We start from the raw sequence: 18,522 nt of genomic DNA, 5'->3' as shown, positions 1-18,522 counted from the left end.
TCACCGCTTCCGGGGTGCAAAGGTGATGCTGGAGGCAAGCTCCGTACCTGTTCGCAATGCGGCGTCCGTCGCCATCACCATTTGCGGCAGCAGCATCCATTCCAGCGTCCAGGCGGCGCCGGAGCGTTCGTTCTCGTGAACGAGCGCATGGTGCATCCCGGGCAGAAGCGTCGCGTTGAAGCGGGCGAGCGAGACGAGTATCTCGGCCTGGACCGGGTTCTTCTTGTGCGGCATGGCGGACGAGCCGCCGCCGGTGGCGAGGCTGATTTCCGCCATCTCGGTTTGCGCCATGAGCGCAACGTCCTGCCCGAATTTGCCGAGGCTTCCGGTTACTAGTGACAAAAGGGCGGCGAATTCAGCGATGCCGTCGCGCTCTGAATGCCGCGCATGGGGAACGAGATTGAGGTCGAGGGCCTTGGCCATTCGGGCGGCGATCGCCGGCCCCTTGCTCCCGAGTTTATCGCGTGTGCCGGCGGCGCCGCCCAGATGCAGGATTTCGATCTCCGGCCGCAGCCTTTCGAGGCGGGCACAGTGGCGCTCGAGCGGGTCGCGCCAGGAGTGAATTTTGCGCGCGGCGGGAACAGGAATGGCAGCCTGCATCCTTGTATGCGCCATCACCTCCAGGGTGCCGTCGCGCGTCTCCAGCGCAGCGAGCCGACCGACGAGTTCATTGATGCCGTAGACGAGATGGTCGGACGTCTTCTTGAGCCTCAGCGCAAGGCTCGTGTCTATGGCGTCCTGGCTCGTCGCGCCATAGTGAAGGTGCGGGCGCTGGTCGGCCGGTAGCAGATCCCGCAGCCCGTCGAGCAGGGACGGAACAACGACACCATCGCGAGCGGTGCCGGCGCGCAGCTTTTCCGCGTCGGGAACATACTCCACCGTGGCCCGCTTGATGGCATTGGCCGCCTCCCGCGGGATCAGTCCCTCTGCCGCTTCCGCTTCCGCCAGAGCAGCCTCGAAGCGCAGCATGGCGGCGAAGTCTTCCTGGGCGGTGAAGAGCGGCCCGGTGTACGAGCCGCCGAAGAGGCCGCCGAGAAAGGGATGGTCGAAAGGCGAAGCGCTCATACGCGTTCCTGCAAAACGTTCATCGACATGTTTGCACGATCAGATGTCGAAGAACACCGTCTCGTTCTCGCCTTGCAGACAGACGTCGAAGATATAGGAATCGCCCTCTTTCCGGGCGATCAGCGTGTCGGCACGGGCCTTGTGCTCGATCCGGGACAGGACCGGGTCTTGCCCGTTCGCTTCGACTTCGTCTTCGAAATAAAGCCGTGTCTGCAGGCCGATATTGATGCCGCGCGCGACGATCCAGAGGCTCGCATGCGGAGCCTGGAGGCGTCCATCGGCAAAAGGCACGCGGCCAGGCTTGATCGTCTCGAAGCGGTATTCGCCTGTTTGCATGTCGGTCGCGCAGCGGCCCCAACCGGCGAAATTCGTGTCGGCTTGGCCGCGGGGTTCGGAGGGTGAATTGTAGAGACCCTGGTGGTCGGCCTGCCATATCTCCACGACGGCGTCCTTGATCGCGGTGCCCTGGCCGTCGATGATGCGGCCCTTGACGGTGATACGCTCGCCGAGCGTCTTATCGTTGACGAGGCTCTTTCCTGCGTCTTCGGGGAAGATGCCGGTGATATCGGCGAAGTTGGGCGTCAGGCCGATATGCACATAGGGGCCGGCGGTCTGGGACGGGGTTTCTTTCAGCATCAATTTCCCTCCATGCGGTTCTCGAACGGCGTGGAGCGGCGGCCACGCACCACGATATCGAAGCGGTAGGCCAGCGAATCCATCGGCTCAGAATTTTGCATGTCGAGATGGGCCACGAGTTGTGCGACGGCCTTTTCATCGGCAATCGTGTTGAGGATCGGGCAGTGCGGGATCAACGGATCGCCCTCGAAATAAAGCTGCGTTATCAGACGCTGCACGAAGCCGACACCGAATATGGAAAGGTGGATGTGGGCGGGCCGCCAGTCGTTGGGACCGTTCGGCCAGGGATAGGGGCCGGGCCTTATGGAGCGGAACGCATAATGGCCCTCGGCATCGGTGATGACACGGCCGCAGCCGCCGAAATTGGGGTCGAGAGGCGCGATATAGCCTTCCTTCTTGTGGCGGTACCGTCCGCCCGCGTTGGCCTGCCATACCTCGACCAGGACGCCCGGCACGGGCTTGCCGCGCTCGTCCAGCACCTTGCCGTGCACGATGATGCGCTCGCCGATGGCGCTTTCGCCGGCGCGCGCGAAATTGTGGATCAGATCGTGGTCGAGGGGACCCAGCATATCGTGGCCGAAGGCAGGGCCTGTCGTCTCCGACAGCGTGTTGGGGAAGGCGATCAGCGGCTTTTGCGGAGCGCGGAAGACGGTGGATTTGTAGCCCGGCGCAAAGGCCGGGGGGTGCCAGTTGCGGTCGCGCGTGAAAAAGGCGCCGGTTTCGGGAGCCCGGTTGGCTAGGGGTGTGGTCTTCAACTTTGTTCCTCTCGCATTTCCTTGAGCACGCGCTTGGCGATCTTGATGGCATGATTGGCCGCCGGCACGCCGGCGTAGATCGCCACATGCATAAGTGCCTCGCGTATGTCGTCCTCGCTCGCGCCCGTGTTGGCCGTGGCGCGCAGATGCATCTCCAGTTCCTCATGATGGCCGAGGGCGGCCAGGAGGGCGATGGTGACCATCGAGCGCTCACGCTTCGTCCAATGCGGCCGCGACCACAGATGCCCCCAGGCAGCTTCGGTGATGAGATCCTGAAAGGGTTCGTCGAAAGCGGTCTTGTTGGCCTCGGCGCGGTCCACCCATTCGTCGCCCAGCACCGCACGGCGCGTGGCCATGCCTTCGCTGTGTCGTGAGGGGCTGTGCCGTGATGGCTTGTCGCTCGTCATTTCTCCTCCGGTATCATCAATAGGGCAAGCCCACATAGTTTTCGGCAAGTACGGTGAGGGCGGCCTGCGAGTGGAACAGATAGTCGAGCTCGGCGTGCTGGATCTTCTGGCCGAAGGGACCCTGCTCGGGGAAGCGGTGCATGGTGTTGGTCATCCACCAGGAAAAGCGCTCCGCCTTCCACACGCGGGACAGCGCCTTTTGCGAGTAGTCATCGATGCCGGCAGTCGATTTCTCCAGATAGTATTCGCGAATCCCGTCAAACAGATAGCGCACGTCACTGGCAGCAAGGTTCAAGCCCTTGGCGCCGGTGGGCGGCACGATATGGGCGGCGTCTCCGGCAAGGAATAAGCGGCCGAAACGCATGGGCTCGGCGACGAAAGAGCGTAACGGAGCGATGGATTTTTCAAGCGACGGGCCCGCTATGACGGCCTCCGCCGTGCCTTGCGGCAGGCGGCGGCGCAGTTCGTCCCAGAAGCGCTGGTCGGGCCAGTCCTCCACACGCTCGTCCGCTTCCACCTGCACGTAATAGCGGCTGCGGGTGGTGGAGCGCATGGAGCAGAGCGCGAAGCCGCGCTCGTGATTGGCGTAGATGAGTTCGTGATTGACCGGAGGCACGTCGGCGATGATGCCGAGCCAGCCGAAAGGATAGATTCGCTCGAACGTCTCGATGGCATCTTCGGGAACGGATTTGCGGGCGATGCCGTGATAGCCGTCGCAGCCGGCGATGAAATCGCAATCGATGCGCATTTCCCGGCCGTCCTTTTCGAAGGTGAGATAGGGGCGGTCGCGGTTGAAATCATGCGGCAGCACATTGGCCGCCTGATAGATCGAGACACCGCCGGTAGCCGCGCGCTTGTCCATCAGGTCGCGGGTGACTTCGGTCTGGCCGTAGACGATAACCCTTTTCCCGCCGGTCAGCCCGAAAAGATCCACGCGGTGGCGGCGGTTGTCGAAGGCAAGGTCTATACCTTCGTGAGGCAGGCCTTCGGCGCGCATACGATCTCCCGCGCCTGCCTCGTCCAGGAGGCCGGCCATGCCTTCCTCCAGCACGCCGGCCCGGATGCGGCTCAGCACATGCTCTTTGCTGGCGCGCTCCACAATGACGTTGTCTATGCCCGCATTGGTCAGCAACTGGCCCAGCAGAAGGCCGGCCGGACCCGAGCCGATGATGGCAATTTTCGTGCGCACGCGGTCTGTCTCCTCCCGGGCGATCTGCCTTTCAACAGTGTCTTCGACCGCGTGGCGACACAATGGACAAAAGCGGCGTTCAGTTGCACTATCCGATCATGATGAAAAGGAAACACCGTCTGAAATCCGTGCCCAATTTCCGGCTCTATGAGCCGGAGACCGGGGAAAGGCAGGACTTCTGGCTGCATAGCGAAACACTCCCTGCTCGTAGCCGCCTGCACAATTGGGAGATTGCGCTGCATCGGCATGAGGGGCTGTTCCAGCTCTTCCTGGTGCAGGCGGGCGAGGGCGAGCTCCTGGGGCGGGGCGGCGAAGCGGAGGCCTTCCAGGCACCGTCGATCCTGTACATTGCGCCGGGCCGGGCGCATGGTTTCCGCTTCTCGCAGAGCGCCGACGGCTTTGTCGTCACAGGGGTGGCCGACCGGCTCAAGCCGGTGATGGCCGCCGACGCCGCCATGGCCGATTATCTGTCTGCCAGCCGAGTCCTTACGATCGAAACCGATGAGGGGCGAAGAGCGGCGTCGCTGGTGGAGGCGATCCATGGGGAACTTCAAAGCCGCGCCGAGGCTGGGGGGCAGCTTCTGCTCGATGTGCTGGTGACGGAAGTGCTGCTGCGGGTGGCGAGAGCCGGCGCGCAGAACGCCTTGCGCGGCGAACCGGCGGGCGCGGTCGGCGGGCGGGGCCGCATCGCGGCGTTGCAGGACATGGTTGCGGCGAACTGCCGTCAGCACCTTCCCGTATCGTTCTATGCGCAGAAGCTGGGCGTTTCGCCGGCCCATCTGAACAGGTTGTGCCGCAAGGCGGCGGGCTCCAGCGTTCAGGAACTGGCCGCGCGCCATCTGCTGCGGGCGGCCTGCCGCGACCTCGTTTTCACGCCCACTCCGGTTCAGGCGATCGCCTATTCACTGGGGTTCCAGGATCCAGCCTATTTCAATCGCTTCTTCAAGCGGCATATGGGTCAGACACCGGGGACGTTTCGGGCGATGGAGCGCGAACGGCTGGCGGGGTAGGGCGGATCCGGTTGTGACGGGAATGCAGGGGGCGGTGGCCCGCCCCCTGATGGCGCTCGGTCACATCGCCTTTTCGGTTATCATGTGGGTGAAGGCGCCCTCGGGCTCCTTGGTGATGACCGGATCGGAGCCGCCCTGGAGCAGGGTTTCGACAGTGCGCTTGTACGCAGCTCCGTCGAGCGTGGCGTCGTCACCCAAAAGCTTTGCGATCTCGCCCATCATGCGCTTCTGGTGCTTCTCGGTCTGGGCGCCGGTGGCGTCGTTGTCGAGCACGATCATGGCGGCTTCGTCGGGATTGTCCCTGGCCCACTGCCAGCCCTTCATGGAGGCTTTGACGAAACGGGTCATCTTGTCGACGAACTCGGGATCGTCGAGCTTGTCCTCCAGAACGTAGAGGCCGTCTTCCAACGTGTCGACGCCCTGTTCAGTATAGCTGAAGACGACCAGATCGTCGGTGGTCAGACCGGCATCGATGATCTGCCAGTATTCGTTGTAGGTCATGGCGGTGATGCAGTCGGCTTGCTTCTGCAGCAGCGGGTCGACGTTGAAGCCGATCTTCTGCACCGTCACGCCGTTTTCGGAGCCGTCGCGCGGAAGCCCGAGCTTGGACAGCCAGCTATAGAGCGGGTATTCGTTGCCGAAGAACCATGTGCCGAGGGTCTTGCCCTTGAAATCCCCCGGCTTTTCTATGCCGGTCTCCTTACGGCACACCATTGTCAGGCCCGAGCGGGCGAAGGGCTGGGCGATGTTGACCACCGGCACGCCCTTTTCGCGGGCCGCCAGCGCGGACGGCATCCAGTCGACCATCACATCCGCGCCGCCGCCGGCCAGAACCTGAACCGGCGCGATGTCGGGGCCGCCCGGCTTGATCTCGACATTCAGGTCTTCTTCTTCATAGAAACCCTTGTCTGCTGCGACGTAGTAGCCGGCGAACTGTGCCTGGGTGACCCATTTAAGCTGCAGGGTCACGTCGTCGGCGGCCATTGCCTGCGACAGGCCGAGCGCCGTCGCGCCGGCCGTCAAACTCATCATCAGTCGTTTCATTTCCTGCTTCCCTCTGAAGTTGGGCCGCTTTGCGCGGCCTTGTTATCCACCGCGGATGGACGGATGCCAGAATGTCACGGCGCGCTCGGTCAGCGCGACCAGCCCGTAGAACAGCGAGCCGGCCAGGGCGGCGACAGCGATCTCCGCCCAAACCATGTCGAGGTTCATCCGTCCGACCTCGGTGGAAATCCGGAAACCCATGCCGGTGATGGGTGTGCCGAAAAACTCCGCCACGATAGCCCCGATCAGCGCCAGAGTGGAGTTGATTTTCAGCGCGTTGAATATGAAGGGCGCGGCGGCTGGCAAGCGCAGCTTGAACAGCGTCTGCCTGTAGCTGGCGGCATAGGTCCGCATCAGATCCCTGTCGATGGCGCTGGACGAGGCCAAGCCCTGCACCGTGTTCACCAGCATGGGAAAGAAGGTCATGATGATGACGACCGCCGCCTTGGAAGGCCAGTCGAAACCGAACCACATGACCATGATGGGGGCGACGCCGATGATGGGTAGAGCGGAGACGAAATTGCCGAGCGGCAGCAGGCCGCGCTGCAGGAACGGAGAGCGGTCAATGGCGATGGCCACCAGGAAACCAGACCCGCAGCCGATCGCGTAGCCGATGAGCACGGCCTTCAGGAATGTCTGTTGGAAGTCGGCCCACAGGATGGGGACGGCGCTGACAAGCCGCGCCCAGATCGCCGAGGGCGGCGGCAGGAGCACCGGTGAAATGTCGAAGCCCCGAACCGCGCCTTCCCATACGACCAGCAATGTGATGCCGAAGATGGCCGGAACCAGCAGGCCCAGCGCTCGTTTTGCCGCGGGCGAGCGTGGCTCCAGCCGGGAAAGCCTCTCGTTGAGCGCCCAGGCGCCGGCCCAGAAGGCGAGTGCGCCTGCAATCGTCCAGTTCACGAGCGTCCTCCCATCCTTGCGAGCGCCAGGCGCTGCGCGAGGCCCACGATACCGACGAGTACGGCGGCAAGCGCGGCGGCCATGAACAGGGCCGACCATATCTGGACCGTCTGCCCGTAATAGGATCCCGCCAGCAACCGGGCACCGAGGCCCGATACCGCGCCGGTCGGCAATTCGCCGACGATGGCGCCGACGAGGCTGATGGCGACAGCGACCTTCATCGAGGTGAAGAGATAGGGCAGGGCGGCTGGCCAGCGCAGCTTGAAAAAGGTCTGCCTTCCGCTGGCATTATAGGTGCGCATGAGATCGAGCTGGATCGCTTCAGGACTGCGGAAGCCCTTCACCATGCCCACGACTATAGGAAAGAAGGACAGATAGGTCGAGATCAGCGCCTTGGGCAGCAGGCCGGAGAGGCCGATGGCATTCAGCACCACGATGATCATGGGGGCGATGGCCAGGATGGGGATCGTCTGGCTGGCGATGACCCAGGGCATCACCGACTTGTCCATCGCCCGGTTATGGACGATGCCGACCGCAAGGAGAATGCCGAGGGCCGTGCCCAGCGCAAAACCCAGAAGCGTCGAAGAGAGCGTGATCCATGCATGATAGAAGAGATTGCGCTTCGAGGTGAGGCGCGTGCCCACGGTGGTCTGCCAGATTTCCGCGACGACCTGATGCGGCGAGGGCAGGACGGGGCGTTCCTGCGCCATCGTATCGCGGACAAGGTCGGTCGCGGTCCACTCGGTGCCGGCGCGTTCATAGGCGTCGATCTGCCATGGCGCGTTCAGATAGACGGTGAAGGCGTACCAGATGGCCAGAAGGGCCGCGAGAACGATAAGGATGGGCAGCGTCTTGCCTTGGGCGAGGCGGCGGTGGAGAGGAGAGGCGGCCGTTGAGGGGATCGTGCCGGCAATCGCGGTCATGGCGCGGACCTCCGGCGCTGATGTCCTTCGACAGCCAGTTGTGCTCTTCTCATCTCAATCATCGGCATGCCCCGCCCGCAGTCCCTCTCGCACCCGGTGCGCCACCTCCAGGAACTCCGGCGTCTCGCGTATGTCGAGCGGGCGTTCCTTAGGCAGAGGCGACTCGATGACATCGGTAACGCGGCCGGGCCTCGGCGACATGACGACGATGCGGGTCGACAGATAGACGGCTTCGGGAATGGAGTGGGTGACGAAGCAGATGGTCTTGGTCGTGCGCGCCCAAAGCTGCAGGAGCTGTTCGTTCAGATGGTCGCGCACGATCTCGTCCAGCGCGCCGAAGGGCTCGTCCATAAGGAGTAGATCGGCATCGAAGGCAAGCGCGCGGGCGATCGATGCGCGCTGCTGCATACCGCCGGAAAGCTGCCAGGGGAACTTGCGCTCGAAGCCGGTCAGGTTGACGAGGTCGAGCGTGCGGGCGACACGTTCTCTCCGCTCGGCCCGCGAGTAGCCCATGATCTCCAGCGGCAGCGCGACGTTCTTTTCGATCGTCCGCCAGGGAAAGAGGCCGGCGGCCTGGAAGACATAGCCATAGGCGCGGGCGCGGCGAGTTTCCTCGGGGCTCATGCCGTTGACGCTGATCGCGCCTTCGGTCGGTTGCTCCAGATCTGCGATGACGCGCAGGAACGTGGTCTTGCCGCAGCCCGAGGGGCCGATGAAGGAGACGAACTCGCCTCTGGCGACGGAAAGGTCGACATTGGAAAGGGCCTGAACCGGGCCGTCATTGGTATGGAAGGTGAGGCCGAGGCCGCGCGCCTCGACGACTTTCTGCCCAGGCTGCGGAGAGATTGCGTGCTGGCGGATGGCGGGCTCGGCATTCACTGTATCGCTTCTCCGATCATACGCCGCTTGCCGGAATGCCCGTGCGCTCCACTTTGCGTGGGGCGGTCACCTGTTTCCATTGCGACAATGCCTTGTTGACCGCCATGTGCGGCTCACGGGCGACGAATTGGCCGTGGCCGGGCTTCGGCTGGACCTTGCCGTTATCGACCACGATCTCGCCGCGCGACAGGACCGTCTTCGGCAGGCCCTTCACCTTGATGCCCTCGAACACATTGTAGTCGATGGCCGATTGCTGGTCTTTGGCGGAAATGGTCTTTTCCGCTTCCGGGTCCCAGACGACGATGTCGGCATCCGCGCCTTCGACGATGGCGCCTTTTTGCGGATACATATTGAGGATCTTAGCGATGTTGGTGGAGGTGACGGCGACGAACTCGTTCATCGTCAGCCGGCCGGTCTTGACGCCATAGGTCCACAGCAAGGGCATGCGGTCTTCGAGCCCGCCGGTTCCGTTGGGGATCTTCGTGAAATCGCCGACGCCGAAGCGCTTCTGCTCGGTGGTGAAGGCGCAGTGGTCGGTGGCCACCACCTGGAGCGAGCCCGCCTGCAGGCCGGCCCACAGCGAATCCTGATGCTGCTTGTTGCGGAAGGGCGGGCTCATGACGCGGCGGGCGGCATGGTCCCAGTCGGGATGCGCATATTCGCTCTCGTCGAGCACCAAATGCTGTATCAGCGGCTCGCCGAAGACGCGCATCCCCTTCTGTCGGGCCCGGCGAATGGCTTCGTGCGCCTGCTCGCAGGAGGTGTGAACGACATAGAGGGGCGTGCCGGCCATGTCGGCGATCATGATGGCGCGGTTGGTGGCCTCGCCCTCCACCTCGGGCGGGCGGGAATAGGCATGCGCCTCCGGCCCGTTATTGCCTTCTTCCAGAAGCCTGGCCTGGAGCCCTGCCACCACGTCTCCGTTTTCGGCATGCACGAGGGGCAGCGCGCCGAGTTCGGCGCAGCGCTGGAAGGACGCGTACATCTCGTCGTCATCCACCATCAGCGCGCCCTTGTAGGCCATGAAATGCTTGAACGAGGTGATACCCTTCTCCACCACCTGCGGCATCTCGTTGAAGACCTGCTCGCTCCACCAGGTGATCGCCATGTGGAAAGAGTAGTCGCAGGTGGCACGGGTGGACTTGTTGTCCCACATCTGGATGGCTTCCAGCAGAGACTGGCCGGGCGAGGGCAGACAGAAATCCACGACCATGGTGGTCCCGCCGGAGACGGCCGCGCGCGCGCCGCTTTCGAAATCGTCAGTGGAATAGGTGCCCATGAAGGGCATCTCCAGATGCGTATGCGGGTCGATTCCGCCCGGCATGACGTAACAGCCGGTCGCATCGATCTCATGGTCGGCATGAAGGTCCGGCCCGATGGCGAATATCTTTTCGTCCTTGATCAGGACATCCGCCTTCCAGGTGCGGTCGGCGGTCACGATGGTTCCGTTCTTGATGACCTTGGACATGGGTTCCCCTTTATTGATTTGTCCGCCGTTCGTGTCTTGCCTGAGATCAGATCACTCCACAATCTCCGCCGTCTCGACCACCGCATGAAACAGCACGTCGGCGCCGGCCTGTGCCCATTCCTTGGAGATTTCCTCCGCCTCGTTGTGGCTTAGCCCGTCGACGCAGGGGCACATGACCATTGCGGTGGGGGCGACGCGGTTGATCCAGCAGGCGTCGTGGCCGGCGCCCGAGACGAGGTCGCGGTGGCTGTAACCGAGACGCTCGGCCGCGTCGCGGACGGCCTTCACGCAGTCCTTGTCGAAGGTCACGGGAGCGAAATGGCCCACCGGCTCGACCTCGAAGGATATGTCCAGCGCCTCGCAGATGGTGGCGATGCCGGCCTCGATGCGGGCGCGCATTTCGTCGAGCACCTTTTCATGGGGCGAGCGGATGTCGATGGTGAAGACGGCCTTGCCGGGGATGACGTTGCGCGAATTGGGATGGATTTCGACATGGCCGATGGCGCCGACCGCCTCGGGCTGATAGTCCATCGCCACCTCGTGCACCAGTTCGGTGACGCGCGCCATGCCGAGCCCGGCATTGCGACGCTTGGGCATCGGCGTGGAACCGGTGTGGCTTTCCTTGCCGGTGAGGGTTACCTGCAGCCACCACAGGCCCTGGCCATGGGTGACCACGCCGATGTCGATGTCCTCGTCCTCGAGGATCGGTCCCTGCTCGATATGCAGCTCGAAAAAGGCCTTCATCTTGCGCTGGCCGACCGTTTCGTCGCCCTTCCAGCCAATGCGCTCCAACTCGTCGCCGAAGCGCTTGCCCGCGGCGTCCTTGCGGTCGTAGGCCCATTCGAGGTCGTGCACGCCGGCGAAAACGCCGGAGGCCAGCATGGCGGGGGCGAAGCGCGTGCCTTCCTCATTGGTCCAGTTGGTGACGACGATGGGGTGCTTCGTCCTGATGCCGAGGTCGTTCAGCGTGCGGACGATCTCGAGCCCGCCCAGCACGCCCAGCACGCCGTCATATTTGCCGCCGGTGGGCTGGGTATCGAGATGCGACCCGACATAGACGGGAAGGGCGTCCGGATCGGCGCCCTCACGATAGGCGAACATGGTGCCCATCTCGTCAAGCCCCATTTCAAGGCCCGCTTCCTCGCACCACTTCTTGAAGAGATGGCGGCCTTCGCCATCCTCGTCGGTGAGCGTCTGGCGGTTGTTGCCGCCGGCCACACCGGGGCCGATCTTCGCCATTTCCATAATCGTGTCCCAGAGACGGTCGGCGTTGATCCTCAAATTTTCGCCCGGTGCGGCCATGTTGGAAATTCCCCCTTATTTCAATTCGACTTCCACAAAACTCATGGGCTGATCGCCGGCATTGACGACGTTATGCTCCACGCCCTCCGACCGGCGATAGCTGATGCCGGCCGGCATGTCGACACGGCGGCTTTCGCCGCCCGGTTCCTCCAGCAGGAAGGAGCAGGGCGTCACCGTGGTGATGACGTAATCCATGCCGTGCCGGTGCCAGCCGGTTTCAGCGCCCGGCGGAAAATCCCAGCGGGTGACACGCACCCGCGTGTCGTCGACCTGGACTTCGTGGGCGGCCTGGGCGCGCGCCATCACTCGACCTCCGTCAGCACGGTCCTCAGGCAGTCGACGATCTCGTCGATCTGGCCCTTTTCGATGATGAGAGGCGGCGAAAGGGCGATGATGTCGCCGGTGGTGCGGATGAGCACGCCTTTTTCGAACGCCTTGAGAAAAGCCGAGAATGCACGCTTCGTCGGTTGGCCCGCCATCGGCTCCAGCTCGATCGCGCCGACAAGGCCGATACTGCGTATATCGATCACATAAGGCGCATCCTTGAGCGAATGGAGCGCGTCTTCCCAATAGTTGCCGAGTTCGGCGCCGCGGGTCAGAAGCCCTTCCTCCTGATAGGTCTCCAGCGTCGCTATGCCGGCGGCGCACGCGATCGGATTGCCCGAATAGGTATAGCCGTGGAAGAACTCGATCAGGTGCTCCGGCCCGTTCATAAAGGCGTCGTGGATCTCCTCCTTTACGAACACCGCGCCCATAGGGATGACGCCGTTGGTGATGCCCTTGGCCGTGGTCATGATGTCCGGAACGACGTCGAAATAATCGGCGCCGAACGGCGTGCCGAGGCGGCCGAAACCGGTGATGACCTCGTCGAAGATCAGGAGGATGTCATGCTTGTCGCAGATCTCGCGCAGGCGCTTCAAATAGCCCTTGGGCGGGATGAGCACGCCCGTGGAGCCAGCGACGGGCTCGACGATGACCGCGGCGACGGTCGAGGCGTCGTGCAGCGTGACGATGCGCTCCAACTGGTCGGCGAGGTCGCCGCCATGCTCGGGTTCGCCGCGGGTAAACGCGTTCTTTCCGGGCAGGTGGGTGTGGGGCATATGATCGACGCCGGTCAGAAGCGTGCCGAACATCTTGCGGTTGGCGACGATGCCGCCCACCGAAATGCCGCCGAAATTGACGCCGTGATAGCCGCGCTCGCGGCCGATGAGGCGGAAACGGGAGCCATTGCCCTTGGCCCGGTGATAGGCGAGCGCGATCTTCAGCGCCGTCTCCACCGATTCCGAACCGGAATTGGTGAAGAAAACGTGGTCCATGCCCTGCGGGGCCATGGAGACCAGCCGGTTGGCGAAATCGAAGACGATCGGATGCCCCATCTGGAAGGCGGGGGCATAGTCGAGCTCGGCCGCCTGCGTCTGGATCGCCTCGGTGATCTTCGCCCTGCAATGACCCGCATTGACGCACCAGAGCCCGGCCGTGCCGTCCAGCACCTTTCGGCCGTCGTCGGTCGTGTAGTGCATGTCCCGTGCGGATACGAGCATGCGCGGCGTCTGCTTGAACTGCCTGTTTGCCGTGAACGGCATCCAGAACGCGCTCAGATCGTTCGGCTTCAGATTGAGCCGGTTTGACATGACAAAACCTCCAAAATGTTCCCCATGGCCGTCTTGTCCGGGCCTTGCTGAGCGCCGCCTTGGATTTCGTCAGGCGATTGTGCTACGCAATTTTTTGACCGTTTGGACAAACGTTAACACCGCCAGACAGGCGGTCAAGGAGATTGTAGGCAAAGCCCACGGCGCATTCGCGCACCACCGTGGCCCTGTGGCTTGGGCCAGCCGGCGTGGCGAGGGAGCAAGGAAGAGCGAATGGACACGCCGGTGAAGAAACCGCGTACGCGCATCCAGAAGGAAAAGCGCGAGCTGATCCTGGAAGCGGGGCTGGAGGTTTTTTCCAGCCATGGATTTCGCGGCTCGACAGTCGACCAGATCGCCGAGGCGGCGGGGATGTCGAAACCTAATCTTCTGTATTATTTCAATACGAAGGAAGAGATCTTCACCACATTGATTCAGCGGCTGATGGAGGCCTGGCTGGCGCCGCTGCGCGAGATGGACGAGGCGGGCGATCCGGCCACCGAAATCCGCTCCTATATCCGCCGGAAGATCGAGATGGCGCGCGACTTCCCGCGTGAGAGCCGGCTTTTCGCCAACGAGATCCTGCAGGGCGCGCCGCGCATCCATCACCTTCTCGAAGGTGAGCTGAAGGAACTGGTCGACGAAAAGGCCGCGGTCATCCGCGGCTGGATGCGCGCCGGCAGGTTGAAAAAGACCGACCCCCATCACTTCATCTTCGCCATCTGGGCGACCACCCAGCACTATGCCGATTTCGACGTGCAAGTGCGCGCGGTGCTGGGACCAGGCAAGGACGGCGAAGGGCGCTTTGAGGACGCGGCCCGCTTTCTGGAGGGGCTGTTTCTGGGGTGAGCGGTTGCTGCGCCCGGCGTTTGAGCGGGACCCGTGGACCCAGATGCTCGCGCAAATGGTCGAAACAAGATCTTTAAGGCCGCCAACTCATTGATTCTTATGCCCTGACACAAGTTCGCATCGTTGCCGTCAGCAGTTTCCCCTGCCTGTTTATCCCCGTTGGCCATGACGGCCTCATCATTGTCGCGTGGCAATGATGCGGAAAGGGGAAGGGCGTGTATGGAATTCAAACCGACAGGCAGAGGCGGCTGGCGCTTATCGCACGGATCAGCGAAGCGACGTTCCGGATTCGGGCGGCGCATTTGGAACTGCTTCTCGAACGCCGCGCGAACTTCGATCCCAACCAGCCACGCGTGCCGCGCGGCCATCGCCACGGCGGGCGCTGGACCCGAACAGGCGGCTGGCGCGAGCCGGCCCAACGCACCGATTCCGGGCGCCCGAGAATCATTCTGGCGAGCCACGAGCCAGAAGAACCGGAGGTGCCCGAGAGGCGGCCGGAAACGGCGCGCGAGCGCAACCGGATCGGGCGTTCAGTCGCCAGATATCTGAAACAACTCCCTTCATTCAGACAGGCCCTCTTTCTGGCGCGTGTCGGCTGGCTGGCAAATGAAGCAGGACACACCATCCGATCCTATTTCGACGAGCCGCGCTCGCTGGAGGAACTCAGAGAGCGGGCGAAAGAGTCGAGATCTGGTTACGATGTCCATCATATCGTGGAGAAGACGCCGGCCTATCAGGCTGGGTATACGCGGGGGATGATCGAGAGCGCGGACAACAAGATTTTGATCCCGCGTTACAAACATTGGGAAATTACGGCGTGGTATGGGACGCGTAGTGACAAATTTGGCGGGCTCACTCCGCGCGAGTACCTTCGCGGACGGAGTTGGGAGGAAAGGTACCGTATCGGCATCGAGATGCTGGTTGAAAAAGGGGTGTTGAAGCAATGACAAAGACGAGCCTTGAACTGCTGTCTACGGCGCAACTGATTTCGAGGTTTGCGGAAATCGGTGCCGCTCAGTACGAGGCGGAGTTGGACCTCGATACGCGTCGCTACAATCGGCTTTATGACCAGATGACGCTGGTCTCGCAGGAATTGAAACGGCGTCCCGGAGACGAGCGCAGCCACCTTTCGGAACTCTATGGGCATCCAAACATTCAGGTGCGCCTGAAAGCGGCGGTCCACACGCTTGCCGTCCATCCTGAAGAGGCGCGGGAGGTGCTCGAGGAGGTTGCCGCCCGGTCGGGCTATCCCCAATCCGGCGATGCGCGTGGAATGCTCCGCGCCCTGCATGATAGAAGTTATGTGCCCGAATGAGAGCAACGGCGTTGGACGAGCGCATTGCCGCCCTGGGCGTGCATTCTCATCCTGGTCGACACGGTTCTCATGTTGTTCGTCGCGCGGCACGGCATCGAGATGCTGTTGGACACGGAGTGCGGAACCCATGAACAGGCACGTGAACTTAGCGACATTGACAAGCGAGCAACTGGTCGAGCGCTTCGCCGATATTGGCGTTGCACAGGACGATGCGCTGCTTGGAAACGAGATCAGCAGATATAATGCGCTCTACAAGGACAAAGTGGCGGTTGAAGTCGAACTCCGATCTCGCCCGGGTGATCAAAGACGGTTGTTGATGACGCTTTACGACCACCCGAACATGCAGGTTCGACTCAATGCGGCGAAGTCGACGCGGGCCATCGATATGCGGCAGGCACGTGCTTTGCTGGAGCAGATTGCCGCGTCGAAGTGGGGTCCGCAAGCCGGAGACGCTGGCATGTCGCTGTGGGCGATGGATGAGGGCATTACCGTCATAGACGCGCATCTGCCGCCGAAAGGTGAGGATTGAGAGTGATGATCGTCGAAGTAGCGGCACCTCACTCCAGATACGCGTAAGCCCCCGTCGCCGTGAAGGCGACGCGCTCATCCCCTTCCGCCCGCATTTCCACCCGCACATAGGCCATGCGCCTGCCATTCGACAGGACTTCCACGCGGATGTCCACCGGGCCGGGTTTCAGCGGGCGGATGAAATGGGTGGTCAGGTCGACCGTGGTGACGGGGCGGAAGCGGCCGTTGGCGGCTGAAAGGGCCGCAACGGCGCAGGTGTCGGCGGCGGACGCGGTCGCCTGGCCGCAGATGATGCCGCCGGCGTGGACGAGATCGCCGTTTTCCGGCAGGCGGAAATCGCCGCCCGTGGCGTCCATCGCCACCGCCTCCAGCCGCATTGCCTTGATCCATGGGGCAAAGACGGCGGCGAGTGTCTCATTCGCGGTTTCCAGTGGTGTCGTCGTGTTGCTCATATTGGTCCTCGCCCTAAAATGCGTTACGAAATATTGCATGTTTCATGTTTTTTTGTTACATATTTGATGTGCGCCAACGGCGTGGCGCGAGGATGGAGGAGAAGCCATGTATAGCCAAGGGCTTATCGGGGCGAAGACCGATACGGGCGAGGACGAGGCCTTTCTCGCCGCCTTCCAGGCGCGCATCGACGCCGAGGAGAAGATCGAGCCCAACGACCCGATGCCGGACGGCTATCGCAAGACGCTCGTGCGCCAGATCGGCCAGCACGCGCATTCGGAAATCGTCGGCATGCTGCCGGAGGGCAACTGGATCACGCGCGCGCCGTCGCTGCGCCGCAAGGCCGCGCTGCTGGCCAAGGTGCAGGATGAGGGCGGGCACGGGCTCTATCTTTATTCCGCCGCCGAGACGCTGGGCGTTTCGCGCGAGCAGATGACCGAGGAGCTTTTGTCCGGCAAGGCCAAGTATTCCTCCATCTTCAACTATCCCACGCCCACCTGGGCCGATATCGGGGCCATCGGCTGGCTGGTCGACGGGGCGGCGATCATGAACCAGATCCCGCTGTGCCGCTGCTCTTACGGACCCTATGCGCGGGCGATGATCCGCGTATGCAAGGAGGAGAGCTTCCACCAGCGCCAGGGCTACGAGATCATGATGACGCTTGCGCGGGGCAGCGACGACCAGAAGGAAATGGCGCAGGACGCGCTGGACCGCTGGTGGTGGCCTTCCTTGATGATGTTCGGGCCGCACGATTCGGAAAGCCAGCACGGCGACCAGTCGATGAAGTGGAAGATCAAGCGCTTCACTAACGATGAACTGCGCCAGAAATTCGTCGATGCGACGGTGCCGCAGGCCGAGTTCATCGGGCTCAAGATTCCCGATCCCGAACTAAAATGGAACGAAGAGAAGGGCGGCTACGATTTCGGCACCATCGACTGGGACGAGTTCTGGCGTGTGGTCAAGGGCGGCGGACCGATGAACCGGCAGCGTATCGAGGCGCGCAGGAAGGCCTGGGACGAGGGCGCATGGGTGCGCGAGGCGGCCCTGGCCCATGCCGAGAAACGCAAGGCGCGACGCGCGGCCGCGAAAATGGCGGCGGAGTGAACGACATGCCTAAGAACCAGATCCCCCTTTGGGAAGTCTTCATCCGCCCGCGTAACGGGCTGGCGCACAAGCATTGCGGTTCGGTGCACGCGGCCGACGAGGTGATGGCGCTGCAGGCGGCCCGCGACGTCTATACGCGGCGCGGCGAGGGCACCTCCATATGGGTCGTGCCGTCTTCGGCCATCACGGCGTCGGACCCGGAAAACAAGGACGAGAATTTCGAGCCGGCGCTTTCCAAGGTCTACCGCCACCCGACCTTCTACGACATTCCCGACGATGTGGGGCACATGTGATGGCGGGCGCCGGTACGATCTCGCGGGAAGAGCTTGCCGCATTCGTTCTGCGGCTTGCCGACGATCATCTGATTCTCGGCCACCGGCTTTCTGAATGGTGCGGCCATGCGCCGATGCTGGAGGAAGACCTCGCGATGCCGAACATGGCGCTCGACCTGATCGGGCAGGCGCGGGTGCTGTATCAGTATGCGGGCGCGGTGGAAGGCAGGGGACGCGACGAGGACGCTCTGGCCTATCTGCGCCGCGAACGGGAATATACGAATTGCCTGATGGCGGAGCGCGAGAATGGCGACTTCGCCCACACCATGCTGCGCCAGCTCTATTTCGCAGCGTTCATGGAACCCATGTGGGAAACCATGCTGAACTCGACCGATGAGACGCTGCGCGGCATCGCCGGCAAGGCGGTGAAGGAGGTGGCCTACCATATCCGTCATGCGGGCGAATGGGTTGTGCGGTTGGGCGACGGCACGGAAGAAAGCACGCGGCGCATGAAGGCGGCGGTGGAGGCACTGGCGCCTTACGTGGGCGAGCTTTTCGAGAGCGACGACGTGACGAAGGCGGTGGCCGAGGCAGGCATTGCGCCGGAGCCTGCAAGCCTGCGTCCCCGCTTCGACGCTATCGTGGGGCCGATCTTTGCGGAAGCCGGGCTTGAATGGGTGGAAGCGCCCTTCACGCAGACCGGAGGCCGGCGCGGTCTGCATGGCGAGGCGGTGGGATTTTTGCTGGCGGAGTTGCAGTTCATGCAGCGCAGCTACCCGGGAGCGGCTTGGTGAT

Annotated in this window: 22 protein-coding genes; 8 read left to right on the top strand and 14 right to left on the bottom strand. The window is 63.0% G+C overall.

The annotated features are described in order from the left end of the window. From NTH_RS03165 to pobA, 5 genes are read right to left on the bottom strand one after another with little or no spacing between them, the layout of a single operon-like run. The gene (locus tag NTH_RS03165) at positions 1-1,065 is read right to left on the bottom strand and encodes a 3-carboxy-cis,cis-muconate cycloisomerase (RefSeq protein ID WP_338528641.1); all 1,065 of its coding nucleotides are present in this window, start codon (positions 1,063-1,065) and stop codon (positions 1-3) included. Positions 1,066-1,104: 39 nt separating this feature from the next. Beyond that, on the bottom strand, positions 1,105-1,701 hold the full coding sequence (gene pcaG / locus NTH_RS03160) for a protocatechuate 3,4-dioxygenase subunit alpha (RefSeq protein WP_338528640.1): 597 nt from the start codon (positions 1,699-1,701) through the stop codon (positions 1,105-1,107). Continuing rightward, positions 1,701-2,456 carry a protocatechuate 3,4-dioxygenase subunit beta gene (pcaH, locus tag NTH_RS03155; RefSeq protein WP_338528639.1) on the bottom strand — a complete coding sequence of 252 codons (756 nt, stop codon included), beginning with the start codon at positions 2,454-2,456 and terminating at the stop codon, positions 1,701-1,703. The genes pcaG and pcaH overlap by 1 nt, the downstream gene beginning before the upstream one ends. Beyond that, a complete protein-coding gene (gene pcaC, locus NTH_RS03150) occupies positions 2,453-2,863 on the bottom strand; it encodes a 4-carboxymuconolactone decarboxylase (protein ID WP_338528638.1) in 411 nt (136 codons plus the stop codon). The genes pcaH and pcaC overlap by 4 nt, the downstream gene beginning before the upstream one ends. Before the next feature lie 16 nt (positions 2,864-2,879). Further along, positions 2,880-4,052 (bottom strand): 4-hydroxybenzoate 3-monooxygenase, encoded by a 1,173-nt coding sequence (pobA, locus tag NTH_RS03145; RefSeq protein ID WP_338528637.1) that lies wholly within the window; start codon positions 4,050-4,052, stop codon positions 2,880-2,882. Between the two features lie 62 nt (positions 4,053-4,114). Here pobA and NTH_RS03140 point away from each other — a divergent pair, with 62 nt between their 5' ends. Then, complete coding sequence (locus NTH_RS03140; RefSeq protein ID WP_338528636.1) at positions 4,115-5,062, top strand: helix-turn-helix domain-containing protein; 948 nt, start codon at positions 4,115-4,117, stop codon at positions 5,060-5,062. A gap of 60 nt (positions 5,063-5,122) precedes the next feature. Here NTH_RS03140 and NTH_RS03135 read toward each other — a convergent pair whose 3' ends face one another. The 8 genes from NTH_RS03135 to NTH_RS03100 are packed head-to-tail and all read right to left on the bottom strand — an operon-like array spanning position 5,123 to position 13,212. Beyond that, positions 5,123-6,106, bottom strand: coding sequence for an ABC transporter substrate-binding protein (locus NTH_RS03135; RefSeq protein ID WP_338528635.1), 984 nt, complete (start codon positions 6,104-6,106; stop codon positions 5,123-5,125). 42 nt (positions 6,107-6,148) lie between these two features. Then, entirely contained in the window at positions 6,149-7,009 is an 861-nt protein-coding gene (locus NTH_RS03130) for an ABC transporter permease (RefSeq protein ID WP_338528634.1), read from the bottom strand. Continuing rightward, the gene (locus NTH_RS03125) at positions 7,006-7,932 is read right to left on the bottom strand and encodes an ABC transporter permease (protein ID WP_338528633.1); all 927 of its coding nucleotides are present in this window, start codon (positions 7,930-7,932) and stop codon (positions 7,006-7,008) included. Before NTH_RS03125 ends, NTH_RS03130 begins: the two co-directional genes overlap by 4 nt. A gap of 54 nt (positions 7,933-7,986) precedes the next feature. Continuing rightward, positions 7,987-8,811 (bottom strand): ABC transporter ATP-binding protein, encoded by an 825-nt coding sequence (locus NTH_RS03120; RefSeq protein ID WP_422392343.1) that lies wholly within the window; start codon positions 8,809-8,811, stop codon positions 7,987-7,989. Positions 8,812-8,827: 16 nt separating this feature from the next. Next, positions 8,828-10,279, bottom strand: coding sequence for a dihydropyrimidinase (hydA, locus tag NTH_RS03115; protein WP_338528632.1), 1,452 nt, complete (start codon positions 10,277-10,279; stop codon positions 8,828-8,830). Positions 10,280-10,330: 51 nt separating this feature from the next. Beyond that, complete coding sequence (locus NTH_RS03110; RefSeq protein WP_338528631.1) at positions 10,331-11,581, bottom strand: Zn-dependent hydrolase; 1,251 nt, start codon at positions 11,579-11,581, stop codon at positions 10,331-10,333. A 15-nt stretch (positions 11,582-11,596) separates the two neighbouring features. Next, entirely contained in the window at positions 11,597-11,884 is a 288-nt protein-coding gene (locus NTH_RS03105; protein WP_338528630.1) for a cupin domain-containing protein, read from the bottom strand. Beyond that, positions 11,884-13,212 carry an aspartate aminotransferase family protein gene (locus tag NTH_RS03100; RefSeq protein ID WP_338528629.1) on the bottom strand — a complete coding sequence of 443 codons (1,329 nt, stop codon included), beginning with the start codon at positions 13,210-13,212 and terminating at the stop codon, positions 11,884-11,886. The genes NTH_RS03105 and NTH_RS03100 overlap by 1 nt, the downstream gene beginning before the upstream one ends. Positions 13,213-13,443: 231 nt before the next feature. On the opposite strand from NTH_RS03100, the gene NTH_RS03095 reads away from it, so the two are divergent. The 4 genes from NTH_RS03095 (at position 13,444) to NTH_RS03080 (ending at position 15,902) form a co-directional block, all read left to right on the top strand. Continuing rightward, positions 13,444-14,058 (top strand): TetR family transcriptional regulator C-terminal domain-containing protein, encoded by a 615-nt coding sequence (locus NTH_RS03095; protein ID WP_338528628.1) that lies wholly within the window; start codon positions 13,444-13,446, stop codon positions 14,056-14,058. Positions 14,059-14,273: 215 nt separating this feature from the next. Next, entirely contained in the window at positions 14,274-15,005 is a 732-nt protein-coding gene (locus NTH_RS03090) for a hypothetical protein (protein WP_338528627.1), read from the top strand. Then, entirely contained in the window at positions 15,002-15,373 is a 372-nt protein-coding gene (locus NTH_RS03085; protein WP_338528626.1) for a DUF2019 domain-containing protein, read from the top strand. The genes NTH_RS03090 and NTH_RS03085 overlap by 4 nt, the downstream gene beginning before the upstream one ends. A gap of 127 nt (positions 15,374-15,500) precedes the next feature. Beyond that, positions 15,501-15,902 (top strand): DUF2019 domain-containing protein, encoded by a 402-nt coding sequence (locus NTH_RS03080; RefSeq protein WP_338528625.1) that lies wholly within the window; start codon positions 15,501-15,503, stop codon positions 15,900-15,902. Positions 15,903-15,930: 28 nt separating this feature from the next. Here NTH_RS03080 and NTH_RS03075 read toward each other — a convergent pair whose 3' ends face one another. Continuing rightward, a complete protein-coding gene (locus NTH_RS03075; protein WP_338528624.1) occupies positions 15,931-16,353 on the bottom strand; it encodes a PaaI family thioesterase in 423 nt (140 codons plus the stop codon). 106 nt (positions 16,354-16,459) lie between these two features. Between NTH_RS03075 and paaA the strand changes: the two genes are divergently transcribed. Genes paaA through paaC form a run of 3 tightly spaced genes read left to right on the top strand, consistent with a single transcriptional unit; the run spans position 16,460 to position 18,521 of the window. Further along, positions 16,460-17,455, top strand: coding sequence for a 1,2-phenylacetyl-CoA epoxidase subunit PaaA (gene paaA / locus NTH_RS03070; RefSeq protein ID WP_338528623.1), 996 nt, complete (start codon positions 16,460-16,462; stop codon positions 17,453-17,455). Positions 17,456-17,460: 5 nt separating this feature from the next. After that, positions 17,461-17,748, top strand: a complete 288-nt coding sequence (paaB, locus tag NTH_RS03065; protein ID WP_265518159.1) for a 1,2-phenylacetyl-CoA epoxidase subunit PaaB — start codon at positions 17,461-17,463, stop codon at positions 17,746-17,748. Continuing rightward, complete coding sequence (gene paaC, locus NTH_RS03060) at positions 17,748-18,521, top strand: 1,2-phenylacetyl-CoA epoxidase subunit PaaC (protein WP_338528622.1); 774 nt, start codon at positions 17,748-17,750, stop codon at positions 18,519-18,521. Before paaB ends, paaC begins: the two co-directional genes overlap by 1 nt. Position 18,522: the final 1 nt, after the last annotated feature.

Source organism: Nitratireductor thuwali (assembly GCF_036621415.1).
GTDB classification, from domain to species: domain Bacteria; phylum Pseudomonadota; class Alphaproteobacteria; order Rhizobiales; family Rhizobiaceae; genus Chelativorans; species Chelativorans thuwali.
The sequence above is the reverse complement of the archived record's forward strand: the minus strand, read 5'-3'. Positions and strand labels throughout refer to the sequence as shown.

Bases quoted from the DNA above. Each gene is read 5' to 3' on its own strand.
- NTH_RS03165 (WP_338528641.1), bottom strand. From the start codon at position 1,065: ATGAGCGCTTCGCCTTTCGACCATCCCTTTCTCGGCGGCCTCTTCGGC.
- pcaG (WP_338528640.1), bottom strand. From the start codon at position 1,701: ATGCTGAAAGAAACCCCGTCCCAGACCGCCGGCCCCTATGTGCATATC.
- pcaC (WP_338528638.1), bottom strand. From the start codon at position 2,863: ATGACGAGCGACAAGCCATCACGGCACAGCCCCTCACGACACAGCGAA.
- NTH_RS03140 (WP_338528636.1), top strand. From the start codon at position 4,115: ATGGACAAAAGCGGCGTTCAGTTGCACTATCCGATCATGATGAAAAGG.
- NTH_RS03135 (WP_338528635.1), bottom strand. From the start codon at position 6,106: ATGAAACGACTGATGATGAGTTTGACGGCCGGCGCGACGGCGCTCGGC.
- NTH_RS03125 (WP_338528633.1), bottom strand. From the start codon at position 7,932: ATGACCGCGATTGCCGGCACGATCCCCTCAACGGCCGCCTCTCCTCTC.
- hydA (WP_338528632.1), bottom strand. From the start codon at position 10,279: ATGTCCAAGGTCATCAAGAACGGAACCATCGTGACCGCCGACCGCACC.
- NTH_RS03110 (WP_338528631.1), bottom strand. From the start codon at position 11,581: ATGGCCGCACCGGGCGAAAATTTGAGGATCAACGCCGACCGTCTCTGG.
- NTH_RS03105 (WP_338528630.1), bottom strand. From the start codon at position 11,884: ATGGCGCGCGCCCAGGCCGCCCACGAAGTCCAGGTCGACGACACGCGG.
- NTH_RS03100 (WP_338528629.1), bottom strand. From the start codon at position 13,212: ATGTCAAACCGGCTCAATCTGAAGCCGAACGATCTGAGCGCGTTCTGG.
- NTH_RS03095 (WP_338528628.1), top strand. From the start codon at position 13,444: ATGGACACGCCGGTGAAGAAACCGCGTACGCGCATCCAGAAGGAAAAG.
- NTH_RS03085 (WP_338528626.1), top strand. From the start codon at position 15,002: ATGACAAAGACGAGCCTTGAACTGCTGTCTACGGCGCAACTGATTTCG.
- NTH_RS03080 (WP_338528625.1), top strand. From the start codon at position 15,501: ATGAACAGGCACGTGAACTTAGCGACATTGACAAGCGAGCAACTGGTC.
- NTH_RS03075 (WP_338528624.1), bottom strand. From the start codon at position 16,353: ATGAGCAACACGACGACACCACTGGAAACCGCGAATGAGACACTCGCC.
- paaA (WP_338528623.1), top strand. From the start codon at position 16,460: ATGTATAGCCAAGGGCTTATCGGGGCGAAGACCGATACGGGCGAGGAC.
- paaB (WP_265518159.1), top strand. From the start codon at position 17,461: ATGCCTAAGAACCAGATCCCCCTTTGGGAAGTCTTCATCCGCCCGCGT.
- paaC (WP_338528622.1), top strand. From the start codon at position 17,748: ATGGCGGGCGCCGGTACGATCTCGCGGGAAGAGCTTGCCGCATTCGTT.